Genomic DNA, 18934 nt, shown 5'->3' on the forward strand with positions numbered 1-18934 from the left:
AGGCGGTTCACGAACCGCCCTTGCAGACGTTCGGTACCTACAGCCGTTCGTCGAGCAGCTCCGCCAGCTCGACCGCGTCCATCCGCTTGCCGTCGACGATGTAGGTCGGCGTGTCGGAGACCCGTTTGCGGCGCGCCTCGGACCAGATCGCCTTGGCCCGCTCGATCGTCCCCGGTTCGCTGAGGCACGCCTCGAACGCCGCGACGTCCAGCCCGAGCGCCCGGGCGGTCTCGGCCGAGTAGGCCTCGCGCTCGGGGCCGGTGAGCGGGCGCGGGTTCGACATCACCGCGTCGTTCCACCGCCAGAACGCGCCCTGATCGGCCGCGCAGAGCCCGGCGCGCACGAGCTCGCAGCTCCGGAGCTTGCGGCCGGGCCTCGCCGCCGTGCACTGCATGCGCGCGTAGTCGTGGCGGACGAGCCGGACGCTGCCCTGGTGGAGGACGAGCTGCCGCCGCAGCCACTGGTGCGCCTCGGGACAGTGCGGGCATTCGTAGTCCACGTACTCGTGAACGGTGATCTCGGGCTCGGCGGCGCCGATCCAGGGCCAACCCTCCGCGGTCCTCCCCCTATCGGCGGCGAAGTATCCCGAGCTCCACGAGAAGAGCCAATAGTAGATCACGGCGGCGGCCACGAAGAGCACGCACGCCGCGACGATCAGCGCTCGCCGCAGGCGCGAGCCGCCGCGCCTCTCCTTCGGGGTGTCTCCGCTCATTTCCCGGCCTCCGCGTCCAGGCCAAGCAGCACCGCGGCGCCGTCCAGGACCCTGAAGAGCCCGCGCGTCCTGTCGATGACCGGCTCGGGCCACTCGGCGGGATCCGAGCCCGACGTGTCCCGCTCCTCGATCGGGATCAACCCGTCGAGGAGCTCGAGCGCCTCCTCGAGCGCCGGCCGGATGCACGACATCGAGCCCGCCGCGATCTCGTACTCGCCTCCGGTCGCCTCGGAGGCGAGCCAGCTCACACGCGCCCGCATCGCGAAGAGCGGAAGACCGGCGCGCTCGTCCGGAACCCCGGCGGCGACGAGATCCTCGTGATCCGTGACCGCGTACGGCCTGGCCGCGGCGTCCGCCGGCTCGACGAGGTCCTCCGGCTCGATCTCCCCCACGGGATCCACCCCGTCGACGAGCAGCGAGAGGCGCCCGAAGTCGGCCTGGAACGCGGTGAGCGCGCGCTCGAGCAGCGCGGCGAGATCGACGAGCGCCGCCGCGTCGCCTGTGAACGCCGCGCCGAGCTCGACGTGGACGCGAGCCGTGGCGGGCTCGCACGCCATGTACGCCCACGCGAGATCCTTCGCGACCTCCTGGCAGGCGAGCACGCCCGAGCACCGGCTCGGCATGTCGCACCCTTCGGGCCGCACGTGCCCGCGGCACGCGCCGTCGCACACCCCGCCCGCGCAGTCGCCGCGGCACACTCCCGCGCAGCCGGTCTCGGGGTCCGCCTCGACGCGGCAGCTGCCGTAGCAGATGCCGTCGCAGTCGAAGGGCGCGGCGGAGCTGCACGTGCCGTCGCAGTTCCCCGGGCACGCGCCGTCGCAGGCCCCGTCCGCCGTGTACGAGGAGCACCCGGCGCTGCACGTCCCGCGGCACCGGCCCGCGCAAGGGCCGACGGATCCGCCCGCGCACGTCCCGACGCAGCGGGAGAGGCACTCCTCCGGATCGGCGCCCGCGTCGACCTCCTGGTAGCAGAACCCGCCGCACGCGTCCTCCGCGTCCGAGCCGCTCTCCGTCGCGCACCTCCCGACGCACAGCCCCGCGCACGAGGCGAGCGCCTCCTCGCAACCCGATCCCACGTAGCAGCCGCTCGACAGCTCGCACGAGATCTGCCGCTCGAGGGCGAGCCCCATGTCCGCGAAGCAGCGCGGCGCCTCCAGCTCGATGACGGTGGCGACGCCCACCTGCTCGAAGAGGGCGGCCCGCAGCAGCGCCGCGATCTGCTCGACGTCGGCGGCGGTCGCATGCAACGTCCCGGAGGGACCCTCCGCGTGCGCGTACCCGACGGCGTGTGCCAGGGCGTCCACGTTCGCGTCAAAGCCGGCCTCGGCGCGCCGCCCCCACTGCCACGCCCGGACCGCGGCCTCGATCTCGCCGTCCAGCCGCGGATCCCCCGAGACGTTCACCGCGCCCGCGGACGGGACGCCGCACGGCGCGCACGCCTCGAGCGTCTCCTCGCAGCCCGCCGAGGACAGCGCCGCCCCGGCGAGGAGCGCGCAGAAGGCGAGGCGCCTTGTCGATTCACCGTTCATGGCGCGGAATTATACACGGAGCGCGCGCAAGTAAAAGTCATCGCAGACGATCTTCCTTTTCCCGGGCACTCATTGCCACTATTCAACGGTTGACAAACTGCAACCATTGACACATGTTCCTCCGGTGAACCGCGAGGAGGCGCGCATGGTCAAGAAAGTCGACGCCAGGACGGCCCGCGACCTGAACGAGCTGCTCCACGAGATGATGGTGTCGTTCGGCCACTCGTCCGGGTCCGACATCGTCGCCGTCGTCAACGAGGCCGACCTGACCCTCCCCCAGATCATCATCCTCGGGCTGCTGCAGGACGGTCCCCAGACCGTGTCCCGCCTCTCGGAGATGCTCCGGCTGACGCCGGGCGCGGTGAGCCGGCTCGTCGATCGCATGGTCCGCAAGGGGCTCGTCAGCCGCCGGGAGGGGAACGACGACCGCCGGCAGAAGGTGCTCAGCCTGACCCCGGCGGGGCGGCGCCTGCGCGAGCGCGTCGAGCGCGCCTCGACCGGCAGCTTCGCCGCCGCGCTGTCGGAGCTGGATGCCGCCTTGGCCATCGAGCTGAAGAACGTCCTCAAGCGCCTCGTCGCGGCGTTGTGCTCGCGCGCATCCACCACCGAGAGATGACCACCATGAGCAGAATTCTCTCCCTCGCGCTCCTCATCGCTCTCGCCCTCGCCGGCTGCGCCGTGAAGGACGCCGACGCCGTCGCGCTGCCCCCGGCGACCGCGAACGCTTCCGTCGCGGTAGCGGACGAGCCGCGCCCGGACGGTGGCCAGGACGTGGGCGAGGTGGCCTCCGAGACGACCGCCGACGGCGTCCCCTACTCCGGCACGATCGAGGCGCACCGCCGCTCGACGCTGTCGCCCAAGATCTCGTCGACGGTCGCCAAGGTCCACGTCCGCGAAGGTGACCGCGTCCGGGGGGGGGATCCGCTCGTCACCTTCGATCTCCGGGACGTCAACCTCAGGCTCCGCCAGGCGCGCGCCGCCCTCGAGGGCGCGAAGATCCAGCGCGAAGCCGCCGAGGACGAGTGGAGGCGCATCAGGGCGCTCAAGGACAGCCAGGCCGTGTCCCAGGCGCAGTTCGACGGCGTCGAGTTCAAGAAGCGCGGCGCCGAGGTCGGGGTCGCGAGCGCAGAGATCGCCGTGGAGATGGGCCAGAAGGCGGTGCGCGACTCGGTCGTCCGCGCCCCGTACGACGGCGTGATCGTCCGCCGCATGGTCAACGAGGGCGACTACGCCCAGACGATGCCGCCGACGCCGCTCATCGTCATCGAGGAGACGGGCGTCCTCGACTTGCGGATCCTCGTGTCCTCCTCGGAGATGAACAAGATCCGCGAGGGCGATCCGGTGGCGATCAGCCTCCCGAGCCTCGGGCGATCGATCCGGGCGACCGTGACCCGGATCGTCGCGTCCGTCGACGCGCGCACGCGCAACTTCGCGGTGATCGTCGAGATCCCGAACCCCGAGGGCGCGCTCCTGCCCGGCCTCTTCGCCGAGGCGCGCTTCGAGGGGGCGGCGGCGGCCGCGACGGCGCCATGAAGCTCGCGGAGGTCTCGATCCGCCGCCCGGTACTGGCGACGGTGATGATGGCGGTGCTCGTCGTCTTCGGCGTCACCGCCTACCCCAAGCTCGGCCTCGACATGATGCCCGACGTCGACATGCCGGTCGTCATGGTCACGGCCGTCTACCCCGGCGCCGATCCGGAGACGATCGAGAGCAAGGTCGTCGAGAAGCTCGAGGAGGCGGTGTCGACCGTCAACGGGATCAAGATCCTGCGCTCGACGAGCACGGAGAGCGTCGGCTTCCTCACGATCCAGTTCGAGCTCGAGCGCAACGCCGACCAGGCGATCCAGGACGTCCGCGACAAGATCCAGACCGCGCTCGTCGACCTCCCCAAGGACCTCGAGCCGCCGCAGGTCGTGCGCTTCGACTTCAACGCGGCGCCGATCCTGATCCTCGCCCTCCGCGGCGAGGGGATCGCGACCGGCGAGCTGACCCGGATCGCCGACCAGGAGGTCCGCCAGGAGCTGCAGAGCATCAACGGCGTGGGCGGCGTCGAGGTCGTCGGCGGCCAGGAGCGCGAGTTCCACGTCTACCTGGACCCGGCCAGGCTCGAGGAGAACGGGCTGACCGCGGCCGACGTCGTGCAGGCGCTCGGCTCGCAGAACCTCGAGTTCCCTGGCGGCCGCGTCGACGTCGGCGGCCGCGAGCTCACGGTCAAGACCCGGGGACAGGTGCGGGGCCGCGAGGAGCTCGAGGGCATGATCCTGACGGCCTCGAGCGGCGCCCCGGTGCGCGTCGGCGCCGTGGCCCGCGTCGTAGACGGCGTGGAGGAGATGCGCAGCTACTCGAACCTCGACGGCGAGACCGCGATCGCGCTCATGGTCCGCAAGCAGAGCGGCGCCAACACCGTCGCCGTGACCGACGCCGTCCGCGCGGCGGTGGCCAAGCTCGAGACCCGCCTGCCCGACGGCGTCTCGATCGCGGTGCCCGTCGACAACTCGGCGTTCATCCGCAACATGATCCACGACGTCAAGTTCGAGCTCATCCTCGGCGCCATCCTCGCCGTGGTGATCATCCTCGTCTTCCTCCACGACTGGCGGGCGACGTTCATCAGCGCCCTCGCCCTGCCGATCTCCGTGATCGCCACCTTCGCGTTCATCCAGGCGATGGGGTTCACCCTCAACATGATGACGATGCTGGCGCTGTCGCTCTCGATCGGCATCCTCATCGACGACGCCATCGTCGTAATCGAGAACATCCACCGCCACCTGGAGATGGGCAAGCCGGCGCTGAAGGCCGCCGCCGACGCCACCGCCGAGATCGGCCTCGCGGTGATGGCGACCACGGCGACGATCCTCGCGGTGTTCGTGCCGGTGGCGACGACCAAGGGGATCATCGGCCGATTCATGATGCAGTTCGGCCTGACCGTCGCCTTCGCCGTCACGGTGTCGCTGTTCGTCGCCTTCACCCTGACGCCGATGCTGTCGGCGCGCATGCTCCGATCAAACGGCACGAAGAACCCCGTCGCCCGCGGCATCGAGGCGGTGCTCAAGGCCGTCGAACGCGGGTACCGGGCGATCCTCGGCGCCGCGCTGCGCCATCGGATCGTCACCCTGGCCGTCGGCGTCGTCGCCCTCGTCGGCGCCGTGTTCCTCGCGCGCGGCATCCCCATGGAGTTCATGCCCGACGAGGACCGCGGACAGCTGATGCTCAAGGTCGAGATGCCCGCGGGCACCGCGTTCGATCGCACGCGGGAGTACGTCGCCCAGGTCGCCGAGCAGGCGCGCAAGGTCCCGGGGGTCACCAGCGTCCTCTACACGGCCGGCGGCGAGGGCGCTCAGGCCGAGGCCAACAGGGGAGAGGTCCAGGTCTCGCTGGTCCCGAAGAGCAAGCGGACCTTCACGCAGAACGAGGCGATGGCGCACTTCCGCCGCGTGTTCGAGGGTCGCGAGGACGCCATGATCGTGGTCGAGAAGCTCACCCTGGTGAGCGCCGGCTCGGCGATGAAGCAGACGCCCATCCAGTACAACCTGCAGGGCAGCGACTACGAGGAGCTCAACCGCGCGGCGCAGGAGCTCGTCGCGGCGCTCCGCGCCAAGGGCGGGTTCGTCGACCTCGACACGAGCTACCGCGGCGGCAAGCCGGAGTACGCGATCAACATCGACCGCGACCGCGCCGCCGACCAGGGCGTGCCGGTGGCCCTGCTGGCGACCACGGTCCGGAGCCTCCTCGCCGGCGACAAGGCGGGCGAGGTGCTCGCCGACAACGAGCGCCACGACATCCGGCTGCGCCTCGACGGCGACTTCCGCAACAGCCGGGAGGATCTGCTCGCCCTCAAGGTGCGCTCGGCGAGCGGCGCCCTCGTCCAGCTCGGCAGCGTCGTCTCCATCGACGAGGGCAGCGGCCCGGCGCGGATCGAGCGCCAGAGCCGCATGCGCCAGGTGACGGTGTTCGCCAGCCTCGAGGACAAGCCGCTCTCGGTCGCCATGGCCGAGGTGGACGCGGCCGCGGCGCCGAAGCTGACGAAGCGTGTCCGCGGCGTCTGGGGCGGGATGGCCGAGATCATGGAGGAGTCGTTCGCGAACCTGTTCGCCGCGCTCGTCCTCGCGATCCTGATCATTTACCTGGTGCTCGCCGCCCAGTTCGAGAGCTGGGTGCACCCGCTGACGATCATGATCTCGCTGCCGCTGTCGGTGGTCGGCGCCATCGGCGGCCTGCTCGTCGCCGGCGAGGCGCTCGGGATCATGGCGATGATCGGCATCATCCTGCTCATGGGCCTGGTGACGAAGAACGCGATCCTCCTCGTCGACTACACGAACACCCTGCGCGAGCGCGGCATGGAGCGCGTCCCGGCGCTGATCCAGGCCGGCGCCACCCGGCTGCGCCCGATCCTGATGACGACCGCGGCGATGGTCTTGGGCATGACCCCCGTCGCCATCGGCGCCTCCGAGGGCGGCGAGATCCGCTCGCCGATGGCCGTGGCCGTCATCGGCGGCCTGCTCACCTCGACCTTCCTCACCCTGGTCGTCGTCCCGGTCGTCTACTCGTTCCTGGATGCGGCCTGGGAGCGGATCTTCGGCAAGCGCAAGGTCCTCCACAGCATCGACGAGGGGCTCGCCGCGAAGAGGCCAGCTTGAGCATGGTCGCGATCGGCTCCCGATTGCACATTTCGACGGCGACGCGTGGATCGAAAACACGTTCCCGCACGCGGCTTCAGCGGACGTGAGCGAGGAACTCCTCCACCGTGATCCCCGCGTGCCGGACGAGCGCGCGCAGGGTGCCGATGGAAAGCTCGCGGTGCAGGGGCACGGACAGATTCACGCGCACGCCGGATTTCACGAGAACGACGTGGCTACCCACCTGGCCGACCACTGTCCAGCCGAGCCTACGGAAAGCCTTGACGGCGTCGGCGCCGCTTAAGTTACCGAGTCTGCCCATCAGACCGCGACGACGATGGACGACGCGCCGCGCCGCTTCTTGATCGTGCCGGCGGCCTTCTGGTCCTCCGCCCACAACCACGCGGTGATCGCCTCTTTGATGTTCTCCAGAGCTTCCTTCTGGTCCTTGCCCTGGGAAACGCACCCCGGCAGCGCCGGGCACTCGACGACGAACCACCCGTCCTCGGCCTTCTCGACAACGACATGAAATATCATGGACGCACCTCTCGAATCCTCTCCGGGACTCTATCACATGCTGATACGAAGCCCACTGCTCAGTGCAGCGTGACAGTGGACGAGGTGCTCTCGTAGCCCGCCGCTCCGCAGCCGCTCGTGACGTAGGACATGGTCTCGTAGCGCAGCGTGTAGGTCGGGCCCGTGATCGCGGCGAAGGCGAAGCTCTGGTCGACGACGGTCGTCCCCGGGGCGATGGCGAAGCTGCCGACGTCCACGCCGTTGATGAACATGTCCATGTTCTGGTCGTCGCAGGTCAGGCCGTTGTAGCCGACCACGACGTGGATGTCGGCGCCGGTGACGCTCGCGAGCCCCGTCGTCCGGACGCCCTCCACGTAGTTGCCGTCCTCCCAGAAGTACTCCGTGGTGTCCGCGGCGCCGTCGAACACGTCCCCGGCCGAGGGGAAGTAGACCGTCTCGCTGTCCGTGTCCGTGTCGGTATCGGTGTCGGTGTCGGTGTCGGTGTCGGTGTCGGTATCGGTGTCGGTGTCCGTGTCCGTGTCCGTGTCGGTATCCGTGTCGCTGTCCGCGTCGCTGTCCGTGCCGCTGTCCGTGTCGCTGTCGCTGTCCGTGTCGCTGTCGCTGTCCGTGTCGCTGTCGCTGTCCGTGTCGCTGTCGCTGTCCGTGTCGGAGTCGCTGTCCGTGTCGCCGTCTCCGTCACTGTCGGAGTCGCTGTCCCCGCGGTTGCTCAGCGAGGTCTCCGCACAACCCGACGTCATCGGGAACATCGCGCCGGCCAGGAGCGCTCCGATTCCAATCAGAAGCACCGTGCGTTGCATCGCTTGCTCTCCTCTCCAAGCGGACGATGGAACTCGCGATCAGTCTATCGGTCGCGGCCGCGGGCCGCAACCTCGACCTCGTCGCCTCGACCCCGTCGCAGGCGCCCGCCGAACCGCCGGTACGCGACGAGCGCCGCGAAGAAGAGGAGGAGCGACACCGCGACGCCCTTCCAGGCGAGCGCCTCCGCGCCGCCGCCCTCGTCCGACAGCCGCTCGGCCCAGCCGCGCGCGTCGTCGTTCTCCGGATCGGCGGCCGCGATCTCCCGGTACAGCTCCGCGTCCGGCGCCCCACCCTTCCGGAGCGCCTCCGCCTCGAGCCACTCGAGCCGCGCCTCCGCGAGCCGCGCCTCCGCGGAGCCGGGCCTCGCCACCCGGGCGGCCATCATCGTCGCCGCGCGCGCCTCCTCCGGCGGATCGTCGTCCTCGTGCTCCCGCGCGAGCGCGAGGAACCCGCGGGCCATCTCGTGGCGGTCCGAGAACATCGGCGCGTCGCGGAGCACCCGCCTGTACTGCGCGTCCATCTTGGCGAGATCGCCCGCCGCGGCGGCCTTCTTCCCCTCCTCGAACGCCGCCGAGATGCCGGCGAGCCGGATCGAGTCGAAGCGCTCGTACAGCTCCCTCGACCACTGCGGGAGCTCGGTGCCGTCCGCGGGCTCCTTCCCGAACGTGTTCTCGTACAGGCGGCGCATGGGCCACCGGGCGTTGGCGCCGTACACCTCGACGCACTTCCGGGCCGCCTGCCGGACGAACGCGGACTCGTGGTTCGTGAGCGAGACGGTGACGTCGATCGCGTCCAGCTCCTTGACAGACGCGTACGCCTCGAGGAGCTGCGCGAGCCGCCGCGGGTTCTCGATGCCGTTGACCTGCTCGCCGAGCAGCGGGTTCCCCATGTCCCGGATCCACGCCACGGAGAACATGTGCAGCTCCGAATCCTTGCTGCCCCGCCCGTAGACGAGCGCCGGCAGCGCGTCGAAGCCGCGCGCCACGAGCAGCTCGCCGATCGTCTGCCGGAACACCCCCGCGTGCCGCGGCGAGAACTCGAGGATCACCTTGTACGCGGTCATCGTGTTCTGGGCGAGCAGCGCCGAGATCATCGACATGACGCGCGCGGCCGCCCGCGTCCCGGCACCGGCGTCCGCGTCCGTGGGGCTCGCCTCGAGCAGCGCGGCGAGCACCGTGAGCCCCGCCTTGGGCCCGGCGAGCTCGACGCGCCGGCGGGCCGTCTGCATCGCCCCGCGGATCTCGGGGTTGCGCGCGCCGTGGCCTCCCCAGAGCACCTGCCGCAGCGTCTGCTCGGAGCCGCCGGCTCCGCGCTCGAGCTCCGCGGCCGCCTGGAAACGCGCGTCGCGGTCCGCGCCCGTCGCCCGCGCGAGGATCCCCTCGATCTCGGCGACGGTCAGGCCGAGCTCGACCGAATGCGACATGTCCGGCGTGCCGCCGAAGTCCGCGTGCCGCTCCGGCTCAGCCGCCGGGCCGCACCTTCCGAACGCCTGCTCCTCGGCCGCGGCGGAGCCGCACACCGAGACCAGGACGAGCACCAAAGGGAGGATAGGGCGCGACATGATCTACGCGGGATCCTTCGCCCGGTCGCTGCGGATCCGCTCCTTCGCATAGGTCCGGAACAGGGCGCCGAGCCGCTTGTTCAAAGGGCCCGGGACGCCATCGCCGATCCGCCTGCCCGCGACCTCGACGACCGGCTGCACCTCCCTCAGGGTGCTCGTGAGCATCACCTCGCTCGCGTCGAGGAGCTCGTCCACCGTGAGCGCGCGCTCCGCGCACCTGACGCCGTTCTGCCGCATGATCTCGATGAGCAGCCCGCGCGTCACGCCGGCGAGCAGCCCGATCTCGAGCGCCGGGGTCGCCACCGCGTCGTCGATCACGGCGAAGACGTTGGACGACGTCGCCTCCGCGACGTGCCCCTCCCCGTCGAGCATGAGCGCGTCGTCGCAGCCCGCGGCGCGCGCCTCGCCGAGCGCGAGCACCGAGTTCAGGTAGTTGCCGCTCTTGATCGCCGGATCGAGCGACGTCGGTGAGGTCCGCCGGATCTGCGGGATGGCCACGCGGATGCCGCGCTCGTACGTCCAGTCCGGGAACGGCTCGTACGGCTTGACGAGGATGACCGTCAACGGCTCGCCGGCGGTCGTCGGATCGAGGGTGATGGGCCCCGAGCCGCGCGTGACGACGATCCGGCAGTACGCGGATGGGTGCCCGGCCGCCGCCAACGTCCGGCGCACCTCGCGGTCGATCTCCTCGGGCGCGGGGAGCCGTATGCCGAGCCGCTCGGCGGAGCGGGAGAGGCGCGCGAGGTGCTCGCGGAACGCGAACGGGACGCCCTCGTAGGTGCGCACGACCTCGTACACGGAGTCCCCGTACAGGAAGCCGCGATCGAGCGCCGAGACCTTGAGCTCCTCGGGGGCTCCGATCACGCCGCCGATGTTCACCGTCACGCCCCGACCCATACCGACCTCCTTACCGCACCGCGCGTGAAAAACGCAACTGGATGGACGCCCGCAAAAGAGCTAGATTTCACGGAACGGGTGGAGAGGACCTCCACCGAAAGGAAGGGAACATGAGACACGTGAAGGCGAAATGGGGCGTCCTGCTCCTCTTGTGCCTCGCGGCGGCCGCGCCCGCCCTCGCGGCGTGCGACGAAGACGGCTCCGGGGGCGATTCGGACAGCGATACCGACTCCGACTCCGACACCGACTCCGACACCGACTCCGACTCGGACTCGGACGGGTGCAGCGAGATCGAATGGGGAGGCATGCCGGACGTCGGCGAGGTCCCGAACAACTGGCAGATGAAGGGGTGGGCGGACCAGAACGGCGACGGCAGCCTCTCCGCCGATGAGCAGACCGAGGTGGAGTTCACGCTGGAGGACATCCACTGCCTGGGGAAGCAGTCGCTGATCTGGCTGATATCGGACAAGTACTGACCCAACTGCCCGAGCTGGTTCAGCTCGGTAAGCGACGCGATCAGCCCGATCATGGAAGAGGACGGGGTCGTCATCATGATGTCGGTCGTCGGCGCGCTCGGCGGCGACACCGAGCCGTTGCCGTACGAAGAGGTCTACAACTACTGGGACGGCTACTTCACGTCGACCTACTTCCTCAACGCCCCGCCGCTCACGTTCAGCTCGACGCCGCACCAGGTCGTCATCGACCTCGAGACGATGATCGTGCTCGGCAAGGGGAACTCCTCCGGGATCACCATCGAACAGATCGTCGAGCTCGTGGAGCAGGCCGCGGCCGACTGAGCCCTACCCCTTCCGCTGGCGCTGCTTGAAGTGGATCCGGATCGGCGTGCCGTCGAAGCCGAACGCCTCGCGGATCTTGTTCTGCACGTACCGCCGGTACGAGAAGTGGAGCGACTCCGGGTAGCTGCACTGCACGACGAACGTCGGCGGCCGCACGCTCGCCTGGGTCGCGTAGTAGAGCCGCACCGGGCGGCCCTTGCGCATGGGCGGCGGGTGGTGGTCGATGATCTCCTCGAACAGCCGGTTGAGCCCGCCGGTCGGCACGCGCTTCGTGAACTCGTCGTACGCGGCGTCCACGAGCGCGAATAGCTTGTCCACCCCGTTGCCGTTGAGCGCGCAGATCGGCGCCGCCGAGATCCACGGCGCGAACGCGAGCACGTCCTTGGTCGCTTCGAACAGCTTCTGCTGCCGCTCCCGGTCGCCCTTGACGAGATCCCACTTGTTGAGCGCGACCACGGCCGCCCGGCCCCGATCCACGGCCAGGCCGAGCACCTTGGCGTCCTGCTCCGCGACCCCCTCGCCCGCGTCGAGCAGCAGCACGACGACGTGGCACCTCTCGATCGCGCGGACCGCCGAGGTCACCGCGAGCTTCTCCGGCCCGGCGAGCGGAACGCGGCTCTTGCGGCGGATCCCCGCCGTGTCGACGAGGACGTACGACCGCCCGCGGCGCTCGAACGCCGAGTCGATCGCGTCGCGCGTCGTGCCCGGCTGATCCAGGGTGAGCAGCCGCTCCTCGCCGAGGATCGTGTTGATGAGCGACGACTTGCCCGCGTTGGGCCGGCCGATGATCGCGACCTTGATGGGCCCGCTCGGCGCCTCCTCCTCGCCTTCGTCCGTCCCCGCGCCTTGGCCCTCCTCCTCGTCCTCCTCCTCCACGATCTTCGCCGACTCCGGGAGGCGGGCGTAGACGAGATCCTCGAGGTCGGCCACGCCGCGCCCGTGCAGCGCGCTGACCAGGACGACAGGCTCGATCCCGAGCGAGAACACGTCGACCGCGTCGTTCTCCTGGCGCGCGCCGTCCACCTTGTTGACGACCAGGATCGAAGGGCGGCCCGCGCGCCTCAGGAGATCCGCCGTAGCCACGTCGCCGCTCGTGGGCGGGACGCGGCCGTCGACGACGAACAGCACGAGCGCGGCCTGCTCGAGCGCGGTCCGGCACTGCTGGTTGATCCCGGTCTCGACCGCGCCTTCCGGGTCGAACTCGAACCCGCCCATGTCGACGAGCGTGCACCGCTTATCGCCGACGTCGGCGTCGGCGTACAGGCGATCGCGCGTCACGCCGGGGCGGTCCTCGACGATCGACACCCGCCGGCCGACGATCCTGTTGAACAGCGTCGACTTGCCCACGTTGGGCCGGCCGAGCACCGCGACGATCGGGTGCTCACCGACCCGCGGCGGCGTGTTCGGCACTCGGTTCCGTCGCCGTCGCCTCATTCGTACCCCATCTTCCGCAGCCCCGCGGGGCTCTCGCTCCACCCTGGCGTCACCACCACGTGCAGGCGCAGCTCGATCGGCACGCCGAGCATCCGCGCCGCCTCGACGCGCGCCCGCTCGCGGATCTCGCCTATCATCGCGCCGTTGCGCCCGATGACGATCCCCTTCTGGCTGTCCTTCTCCACGTGGATGACGGCGTTCACGGAGCAGCGGTCCTTCTCCTCGACGAACCGCTCGACGACGACCGCGGTCCGGTACGGGAGCTCGGCGTGCAGAAGCTCCGTGAGCGCCTCCCGCACGAGCTCGGCGACGAAGAAGCGCTCGGCGCGGTCCGAGATCATGTCCTCCGGGTAGAGGTGCGGCCCCTCGGGCAGGAGCGGGACGACCGCGTCGAGGAACCCGTCGACGCCGTCGTTCCCGAGCGCGGAGATCGGGATCGCCGCGACCACGCCCTCGACGGCGGACACCGCCTCGAGCATGGGGAGCAGCACGGCCTTCTCGCGCAGGAGGTCGATCTTGTTGAGCAGCGCCACGACCGGCTTTCCCGCGGCCGTGAGCCGGTCCACGACGTCGCGCTCCTCGGCGAACAGGGTCGCCGCGTCCCCGGCGGACGCGTCGAGGAGCCAGACCACGACGTCGGTCTCGGCGATCGCCCCGGCCGCCGCGTCGAGCATGTAGCGCCCGAGCGAGCTGCGCGGCCGGTGGACGCCCGGCGTGTCGAGGAAGGCGATCTGCGCGTCGCCCCGGGTCCAGACCGCGAGCACGCGGTTGCGCGTCGTGTTCGGCTTGGGCGTCACCGCCGAGACCTTGCGGCCGAGGATTCCGTTCACGAGCGTCGACTTCCCGACGTTCGGGCGCCCCACCACCGCCGCGTACCCGCACCGGGTCACCGTCCCCGCCTTCCCCCCGTCCGCTCCGTCCACTTCGTCCACTAGTCCTTCCTCGGGAACTCCCGAACCGGCTTCGACGGCTCGCTCACGTCCAGGATCGCGAGCCCCGCGGAGTCGTTGCCGAGCACGAGGCGCTTCTCATACAGCCGCACGCGGTTCACAGGCTTGTCGAGCGCGAGCGCGCCAGCAATCGCGAGGCGCTCCCGCTTCTGTGCGTCGACGGTGACCACGCCGTCGTCGCCGCTCGCGACGAACGCCCAGCGGCCGTCCGCGGACGCGGTGACGTCCCGCGCCATGTCCTCGAGCGCCACCCGGCCGACCTCCTTCGGCGCCTCGCCCGAGACGTCGATCGCCGCGAGCCCGGCCGGTCCGTCGGCGACGAACGCGATCCCGCCGCGGAGGCAGACCGCCCGCGCCTCGCCCGGCGTGTCGATCCGCCAAAGCTCGACGAGCGCCTCGCCGTCGAACGCGAGCTTGACGAGCCCCTCGGTCCCGGCGGCGGCGTAGATCTCCATGCCCTCGCCGAAGATCGCGTGCTTGACGTAGCCTTCGGCGCGCCACGCCGCGATCGGCCGCGGGCTCCCCGGATCGGCCACGCCGACGACGCCCACGCCCATCGAGCCGTCGGCGACGAGCAGGAGATCGCCGCTGAGATCCAGGCGCACCGCCGCACCGGGCGTTTCGATCACGGCGACGGCGCTCGGCTCGCGCGGATCGGCGGCGTCGATGACGGCGACGCCCTGCGCCCCGGTCGCGACGAACGCCCACCTCCCGTCCTTCACGACCACGTCGCTCGCAGCGTCCCTCGAGTACACGGTCGATCTCTCCTCGTAGCGCGCGCCGCCGTCGACGAGCGCCCCTATCACGAGGCCGGCCGTGGCGCCGCGGTACACGAGGTCGCCGACGAGGATCGCCGCGTCGCCCCTGCCCTTGGTCGCGGCCGCGGCCTCCGGGGAGGTCGGGATCGGGAGCTCGGGCGCGACGACCCTGTAGCCCGCGGGTCCCGGCGGGAGGCCGCCCGTCGGGCGCTCCGTCGACCCCGGCGCGGCGCCGCACGCCGCGAGCGCGAGGCAGGCGAAAGGCAGGGCGAATCGCCATGCGCGGCTCACGGCGCCACCTCCTCTCCCGTGAAGTAGCGGATCATCCGCTCGAGCGCGGCCTCGTTGACCGGCCCGAACGGCAGGAGCCCCTTGTGGTGCATCTTCGAGTCGCGCGTCGGCCGGTAGAGCCCCTTGCTCTTGTACCCCGCGCCCTCGAACAGCCCGACGACGCCGTCGTACTCCGCCGTGTCGGGCGTCGGGACCGGCGTCTCGGGCGCGATGAGCGCGCGCCACTTGATCTCGTCCCGCGCGGTCGCGGCCGTGATGTTCGGCTCCCACGGCTCGACGCCCGCGGCGTACATCTCGTCCTCGTCGATGCCGGTCGCCGAGCTGAAGTACTCGTCGCCGAGCGCGCCGAACCCGTGCCCGAACTCGTGGACGAGCACGTAGTCCGCGTACTCCGAGTCGGCCGAGAAGATCGAGAACGCGCCGAACACGCCGCCGCCGCCGTACCTGCACGCGTTCACCATGACCACGATCGTGTCGTACGGCGCGAACGACGCGACCTCGCGCAGCGCCTTCATGTCCCAGGTGGTGAGGTAGCGCTCGGCGTCGAACGTGTCGAAGGCGGTGTGCACCGCCGTGTCGCGGAAGGCGCCCTTGCCCGGTTCGTCGGCGCCCGACTCGCGGGAGATCGCCTCGACGAGCCGGATCGAGATCGAGTCCCGGTGCGCCGAGAACGGCGCGTGGTCCAGGATGACCCCGGCGAACCGCCGCGCGTCGGCGCGCATCTTGTCGATCTCGTCCGCCGCGTAGCCGTCCGGCACGACGACGATGTCGATGGTCTTCGCCGGATCCGCGTCGCCGCGGTGGATAGACGCCAAAGGAAGGGCGCCGCGGCGCCCGCGCCGGACGTCGTAGGCGTCGGGATCGATCGCGAGCTTCTGGAGCTCCTCGAATCCGCCCTTGCCGTCGCGCGCCTCGAGCACGAGCTGCACGGGCCTCTTGGGGCGCGGCATACGGACGGGCTCGTTCATGGCGCGCCGCTCGCCGCGGCCGGCGGCGTCGGTCGTGAGCCACTCGCCGAAGAGCGAGCAGTAGCCCTGGCTGAAGATCTCGCGGCCGGTCGCCTGGTCGAGGACGCGGAAGTGGTACTCGCCGAAGCCGGTCGGATCGACGAGGTGCACGCGCGTGCCGGGCCAGATCGGCTCGGCGACGAGCTCCTCGATCGCGAACGACTGCTCGCCCCGCGTGCCGGAGTGCACGAGGTCGACGCGCAGCGCCTCGTCCGTGAACCAGTCCGCGTACTTCGGCTGCTCGATCGGATCGGCGGCCGCCGCGATCGGCGCGGCGAGCAGCGCGGCCGCGACGAGCAGAAGAGCTGTGGAACGCATCGCGCCTCCTTCCCCACAGGGCGTGTAGCATCTTTGAGATTTTCCCACCACCGCCCGGCCCCGCTGTTGTACTGTGGAGCCAATCTTCCAGGAGGTGCGGACATGACTTGGCGGAACCGACTTCTCGCGCTCTCGCTCGCGCTCCTCGCGGCGGGGCTCTGGGCCTGCTCCGGCGACGAAGGCGACGACAACCCGGACGGCGGCGACACGGACACGACGCCCGAGCCGATCTGCCTCGAGCCGGGCGACGGCCCGTACGCGCTCGCGTTCACCGACGTCACCGTGGAGCTCGGCCTCGGCCCGGACGACCAGCGGATCACCGGCAACCTCGTCTCGATCGCGGACGTGAACGGCGACCACTGGCCCGATATCGCGCTCTCCAAGGGCTCCACCGTCCGCGAGACGCCCGAGGCGCCGACCGGCCTCTACCGGCTCCTGCTGAACAACGGGGACGGCAGCTTCACGGACGCGACCTTCACCTCCGGCCTCTACACGGCGCGCGACGGCACCGAGGGCCGCGGGGGGACGTACGTGGTGTTCGCGGACGTCGACAACGACGGCGACAAGGACGCGCTCGGCGTCGTGTACGAGGACGCGGGCAACTACTCCGCCCTGCAGGACTGGACCTCGATCTACTTCAACGACGGCACGGGCAGCTTCGAGATCGGCCCGGAGCAGGAGTTCAGCCCCGAGGTCGTCAACCCGATGGCCGGGGCCGCGTTCCTCGACTACGACCACGACGGCCTGCTCGACCTCTTCGCGGGCCACCACTACGCGACCTACGGGGTGCCCGCGTCGAGCGTGATGGACACGCTCCTCCAGGGCGACGGCGCCGGCGGCTTCACGGACGTCTCGGCGGAGACGGGCGTCGCGACCGTGCCGCACACCGACGCGGCGGCGCCGGCCGGCGGCACGCACAAGCCGACCTGGGGCGCCACCGCGTGCGACCTCGACGGCGACGGGTGGACCGACCTCCTGACGAGCAGCTACGGCCGCCAGTACAACCAGACGTTCCGCAACACGGGCGGCGCGTACGAGAACCTCACCCTCGCGTCGGGGTATGCGTCGGACGGCAACGAGGACTTCGGCGACAACCAGTTCTTCCTCTGCTACTGCCAGAACAACCCCGACGAGCCCGAGTGCGCCGGCGCGGCGACGCCGGTCATCTCGTGCGACGGGAACTACTGGAACGCGGGCACGGACGATCAGCCGTGGCGCCTCGGCGGCAACAGCTCGAACGCCGTGTGCGGCGACGTCGACAACGACGGCGACAACGACCTCCTCGCGGTCGAGCTGGCGCACTGGCACATCGGCCAGTCCTCGGACAAGACCGAGCTCCTGATCAACAACGGGTTCCCGGCGACGGCGTTCGCACGGCCGGGCAACGAGGCCACCGGGCTCACGCGCACGCACGTCTCGAGCTGGAACGAGGGCGATCTCGGCGGCCTGATGGCCGACTTCGACAACGACGGCCGGCTCGACGTCCTCGTCGCGTCGTCCGACTACCCGGGCACGTACTCGCTCCTCTGGCAGCAGCAGGCGGACCAGACTTTCGTCGAGGTCGGCGACGGCGCCGGCGCGCGGGTCCACAGGTCACACGGGGTCGCCGTGATCGACTACGACCGCGACGGCGACTACGACCTCGTGTCCGGCACGTCGCTCGCGCGCTGGGCCGCCACGGACAACCCGCCGGCGCCGGACGACGCCTACGCGTACGTCCTGCGGAACGACACCGGCGCCGCGTCGAACAAGATCATGCTGCACCTGCGCGGCGCGGGCGGCTCCGGCGGCGCCAACCGCGACGCCGTGGGCGCGCGCGTGACCGTGACCGCCGGCGGCAGGACTTTCGTCCGCGAGGTGCAGGGCGGGTACGGCCTCGACGGGATCCAGCACGACGACCTCGTGATCATCGGCTTGGGCGCGGCGTGCACCGCGGACTCCGTCACCGTGCGCTGGCCGAACGCGAACATGGACGAGGCGACCTTCACGGACGTGCTCGCCAACCACGTCGCGATCATCGAGGAGGGCCAGGAGCTCGCCTACCAGACGCTCGCGGCGTACGCGCCCGCGCCGTAGGCCGCCAGCCCCTACCCCTTCCGCACGTGGTGCGGCATCGCCTCGGGCAGGACCATCGACAGCTCGACGAGCCCCGCAACCGCGCCGTTCGCGTGCCACGGCGTCTGGAAGATCAGCTTGCGGACGCCGCCCTTCTCGATCGTGTAGGCGTTGGTCCTGCCCTCGGCGAGGAGGGTGCGGATCAGCTCGGCCGACGCCGGGCCGTGGCAGTCGAAGAGGCTCCTGCCGACGAGCGCGCCGCCGCCGTCCTTCGCGAACGTCGCCTTGGACTTCTCGTTCATCTCCAGGATCACGCCGCCGCGGTCGCACACCGTGACGGCGACGTCGATAGTTTCTGCCCAGGTGGTGTTCTCCATGCAGCCCTCCGCGCGAGATGATATGCTCCCGGAATGCGAACGTCGAACGGAGGTTTCTCGATGACACTGTTGCTTCGCAGCGCTCTTCTCTCGGCCGTCGCCGCGTCGCTGTGGCTCGCGTGCGGATGCGCGACCACGAAGCTGGACACCGGGTCGGACGGCGATTCGGATTCGGATTCGGACTCGGATTCCGACACGGACTCGGATTCCGATTCGGACTCGGACACGGACGCGGACACGGACGCGGACACGGACTCCGATTCCGATTCCGACTCCGATTCCGATACCGATTCCGACGCC

Annotated in this window: 19 protein-coding genes; 7 read left to right on the forward strand and 12 right to left on the reverse strand. The window is 70.6% G+C overall.

The window, feature by feature from the left end; genetic code table 11:
* Positions 1-37 precede the first annotated feature (37 nt).
* Together M0R80_20230 and M0R80_20235 are read right to left on the reverse strand one after the other, a co-directional pair.
* Positions 38-712: a DsbA family protein gene (locus M0R80_20230; protein ID MCK9461965.1), complete on the reverse strand. Its 675-nt coding sequence runs from the start codon at positions 710-712 to the stop codon at positions 38-40.
* On the reverse strand, positions 709-2241 hold the full coding sequence (locus tag M0R80_20235; protein MCK9461966.1) for a hypothetical protein: 1533 nt from the start codon (positions 2239-2241) through the stop codon (positions 709-711). Before M0R80_20235 ends, M0R80_20230 begins: the two co-directional genes overlap by 4 nt.
* Before the next feature lie 145 nt (positions 2242-2386).
* On the opposite strand from M0R80_20235, the gene M0R80_20240 reads away from it, so the two are divergent.
* Genes M0R80_20240 through M0R80_20250 form a run of 3 tightly spaced genes read left to right on the forward strand, consistent with a single transcriptional unit; the run spans position 2387 to position 6875 of the window.
* Complete coding sequence (locus tag M0R80_20240; GenBank protein ID MCK9461967.1) at positions 2387-2857, forward strand: MarR family transcriptional regulator; 471 nt, start codon at positions 2387-2389, stop codon at positions 2855-2857.
* A gap of 5 nt (positions 2858-2862) precedes the next feature.
* Positions 2863-3774 carry an efflux RND transporter periplasmic adaptor subunit gene (locus tag M0R80_20245; protein ID MCK9461968.1) on the forward strand — a complete coding sequence of 304 codons (912 nt, stop codon included), beginning with the start codon at positions 2863-2865 and terminating at the stop codon, positions 3772-3774.
* Positions 3771-6875: an efflux RND transporter permease subunit gene (locus M0R80_20250; GenBank protein ID MCK9461969.1), complete on the forward strand. Its 3105-nt coding sequence runs from the start codon at positions 3771-3773 to the stop codon at positions 6873-6875. Before M0R80_20245 ends, M0R80_20250 begins: the two co-directional genes overlap by 4 nt.
* 76 nt (positions 6876-6951) lie before the next feature.
* Here the strand turns inward: M0R80_20250 and M0R80_20255 are convergent, their stop codons facing one another.
* From M0R80_20255 to M0R80_20275, 5 genes are read right to left on the reverse strand one after another with little or no spacing between them, the layout of a single operon-like run.
* A complete protein-coding gene (locus M0R80_20255) occupies positions 6952-7176 on the reverse strand; it encodes a type II toxin-antitoxin system HicA family toxin (GenBank protein MCK9461970.1) in 225 nt (74 codons plus the stop codon).
* Positions 7176-7391 (reverse strand): type II toxin-antitoxin system HicB family antitoxin, encoded by a 216-nt coding sequence (locus M0R80_20260; GenBank protein ID MCK9461971.1) that lies wholly within the window; start codon positions 7389-7391, stop codon positions 7176-7178. Before M0R80_20260 ends, M0R80_20255 begins: the two co-directional genes overlap by 1 nt.
* Positions 7392-7450: 59 nt before the next feature.
* Positions 7451-8188, reverse strand: a complete 738-nt coding sequence (locus M0R80_20265) for a hypothetical protein (protein ID MCK9461972.1) — start codon at positions 8186-8188, stop codon at positions 7451-7453.
* 44 nt (positions 8189-8232) lie between these two features.
* On the reverse strand, positions 8233-9750 hold the full coding sequence (locus M0R80_20270; protein MCK9461973.1) for a hypothetical protein: 1518 nt from the start codon (positions 9748-9750) through the stop codon (positions 8233-8235).
* A gap of 3 nt (positions 9751-9753) precedes the next feature.
* Positions 9754-10647, reverse strand: coding sequence for an aminotransferase class IV (locus M0R80_20275; GenBank protein MCK9461974.1), 894 nt, complete (start codon positions 10645-10647; stop codon positions 9754-9756).
* Between the two features lie 110 nt (positions 10648-10757).
* Here M0R80_20275 and M0R80_20280 point away from each other — a divergent pair, with 110 nt between their 5' ends.
* Positions 10758-11123 (forward strand): hypothetical protein, encoded by a 366-nt coding sequence (locus tag M0R80_20280; GenBank protein ID MCK9461975.1) that lies wholly within the window; start codon positions 10758-10760, stop codon positions 11121-11123.
* A gap of 51 nt (positions 11124-11174) precedes the next feature.
* Entirely contained in the window at positions 11175-11444 is a 270-nt protein-coding gene (locus M0R80_20285) for a hypothetical protein (protein ID MCK9461976.1), read from the forward strand.
* 3 nt (positions 11445-11447) lie between these two features.
* Here the strand turns inward: M0R80_20285 and der are convergent, their stop codons facing one another.
* The 4 genes from der to M0R80_20305 are packed head-to-tail and all read right to left on the reverse strand — an operon-like array spanning position 11448 to position 16202.
* Positions 11448-12878 (reverse strand): ribosome biogenesis GTPase Der, encoded by a 1431-nt coding sequence (der, locus tag M0R80_20290; GenBank protein ID MCK9461977.1) that lies wholly within the window; start codon positions 12876-12878, stop codon positions 11448-11450.
* Positions 12875-13810: a GTPase Era gene (gene era / locus M0R80_20295; protein MCK9461978.1), complete on the reverse strand. Its 936-nt coding sequence runs from the start codon at positions 13808-13810 to the stop codon at positions 12875-12877. Before era ends, der begins: the two co-directional genes overlap by 4 nt.
* A complete protein-coding gene (locus M0R80_20300; GenBank protein MCK9461979.1) occupies positions 13810-14877 on the reverse strand; it encodes a hypothetical protein in 1068 nt (355 codons plus the stop codon). The genes era and M0R80_20300 overlap by 1 nt, the downstream gene beginning before the upstream one ends.
* Positions 14874-16202 carry an IgA Peptidase M64 gene (locus tag M0R80_20305; GenBank protein ID MCK9461980.1) on the reverse strand — a complete coding sequence of 443 codons (1329 nt, stop codon included), beginning with the start codon at positions 16200-16202 and terminating at the stop codon, positions 14874-14876. Before M0R80_20305 ends, M0R80_20300 begins: the two co-directional genes overlap by 4 nt.
* Before the next feature lie 102 nt (positions 16203-16304).
* Here M0R80_20305 and M0R80_20310 point away from each other — a divergent pair, with 102 nt between their 5' ends.
* Positions 16305-18278 (forward strand): CRTAC1 family protein, encoded by a 1974-nt coding sequence (locus M0R80_20310; protein MCK9461981.1) that lies wholly within the window; start codon positions 16305-16307, stop codon positions 18276-18278.
* An 11-nt stretch (positions 18279-18289) separates the two neighbouring features.
* Here the strand turns inward: M0R80_20310 and M0R80_20315 are convergent, their stop codons facing one another.
* Positions 18290-18634 (reverse strand): PAS domain-containing protein, encoded by a 345-nt coding sequence (locus tag M0R80_20315; GenBank protein MCK9461982.1) that lies wholly within the window; start codon positions 18632-18634, stop codon positions 18290-18292.
* A gap of 60 nt (positions 18635-18694) precedes the next feature.
* On the opposite strand from M0R80_20315, the gene M0R80_20320 reads away from it, so the two are divergent.
* Positions 18695-18934, forward strand: a 240-nt coding sequence (locus M0R80_20320) for a hypothetical protein (protein ID MCK9461983.1), incomplete at its 3' end; no start/stop codon positions are given.

Source organism: Pseudomonadota bacterium, from assembly GCA_023229365.1.
In the GTDB taxonomy this organism is placed as follows: Bacteria; Myxococcota_A; Polyangia; order JAAYKL01; family JAAYKL01; genus JALNZK01.

What these genes read in the sequence shown, in the direction of transcription:
- M0R80_20230 (MCK9461965.1), bottom strand. Translation starts at nt 712, where the DNA reads ATGAGCGGAGACACCCCGAAGGAGAGGCGCGGCGGCTCGCGCCTGCGG.
- M0R80_20235 (MCK9461966.1), bottom strand. Translation starts at nt 2,241, where the DNA reads ATGAACGGTGAATCGACAAGGCGCCTCGCCTTCTGCGCGCTCCTCGCC.
- M0R80_20240 (MCK9461967.1), top strand. Translation starts at nt 2,387, where the DNA reads ATGGTCAAGAAAGTCGACGCCAGGACGGCCCGCGACCTGAACGAGCTG.
- M0R80_20245 (MCK9461968.1), top strand. Translation starts at nt 2,863, where the DNA reads ATGAGCAGAATTCTCTCCCTCGCGCTCCTCATCGCTCTCGCCCTCGCC.
- M0R80_20250 (MCK9461969.1), top strand. Translation starts at nt 3,771, where the DNA reads ATGAAGCTCGCGGAGGTCTCGATCCGCCGCCCGGTACTGGCGACGGTG.
- M0R80_20255 (MCK9461970.1), bottom strand. Translation starts at nt 7,176, where the DNA reads ATGGGCAGACTCGGTAACTTAAGCGGCGCCGACGCCGTCAAGGCTTTC.
- M0R80_20260 (MCK9461971.1), bottom strand. Translation starts at nt 7,391, where the DNA reads ATGATATTTCATGTCGTTGTCGAGAAGGCCGAGGACGGGTGGTTCGTC.
- M0R80_20265 (MCK9461972.1), bottom strand. Translation starts at nt 8,188, where the DNA reads ATGCAACGCACGGTGCTTCTGATTGGAATCGGAGCGCTCCTGGCCGGC.
- M0R80_20270 (MCK9461973.1), bottom strand. Translation starts at nt 9,750, where the DNA reads ATGTCGCGCCCTATCCTCCCTTTGGTGCTCGTCCTGGTCTCGGTGTGC.
- M0R80_20275 (MCK9461974.1), bottom strand. Translation starts at nt 10,647, where the DNA reads ATGGGTCGGGGCGTGACGGTGAACATCGGCGGCGTGATCGGAGCCCCC.
- M0R80_20280 (MCK9461975.1), top strand. Translation starts at nt 10,758, where the DNA reads ATGAGACACGTGAAGGCGAAATGGGGCGTCCTGCTCCTCTTGTGCCTC.
- M0R80_20285 (MCK9461976.1), top strand. Translation starts at nt 11,175, where the DNA reads ATGGAAGAGGACGGGGTCGTCATCATGATGTCGGTCGTCGGCGCGCTC.
- der (MCK9461977.1), bottom strand. Translation starts at nt 12,878, where the DNA reads ATGAGGCGACGGCGACGGAACCGAGTGCCGAACACGCCGCCGCGGGTC.
- M0R80_20305 (MCK9461980.1), bottom strand. Translation starts at nt 16,202, where the DNA reads ATGCGTTCCACAGCTCTTCTGCTCGTCGCGGCCGCGCTGCTCGCCGCG.
- M0R80_20310 (MCK9461981.1), top strand. Translation starts at nt 16,305, where the DNA reads ATGACTTGGCGGAACCGACTTCTCGCGCTCTCGCTCGCGCTCCTCGCG.
- M0R80_20315 (MCK9461982.1), bottom strand. Translation starts at nt 18,634, where the DNA reads ATGGAGAACACCACCTGGGCAGAAACTATCGACGTCGCCGTCACGGTG.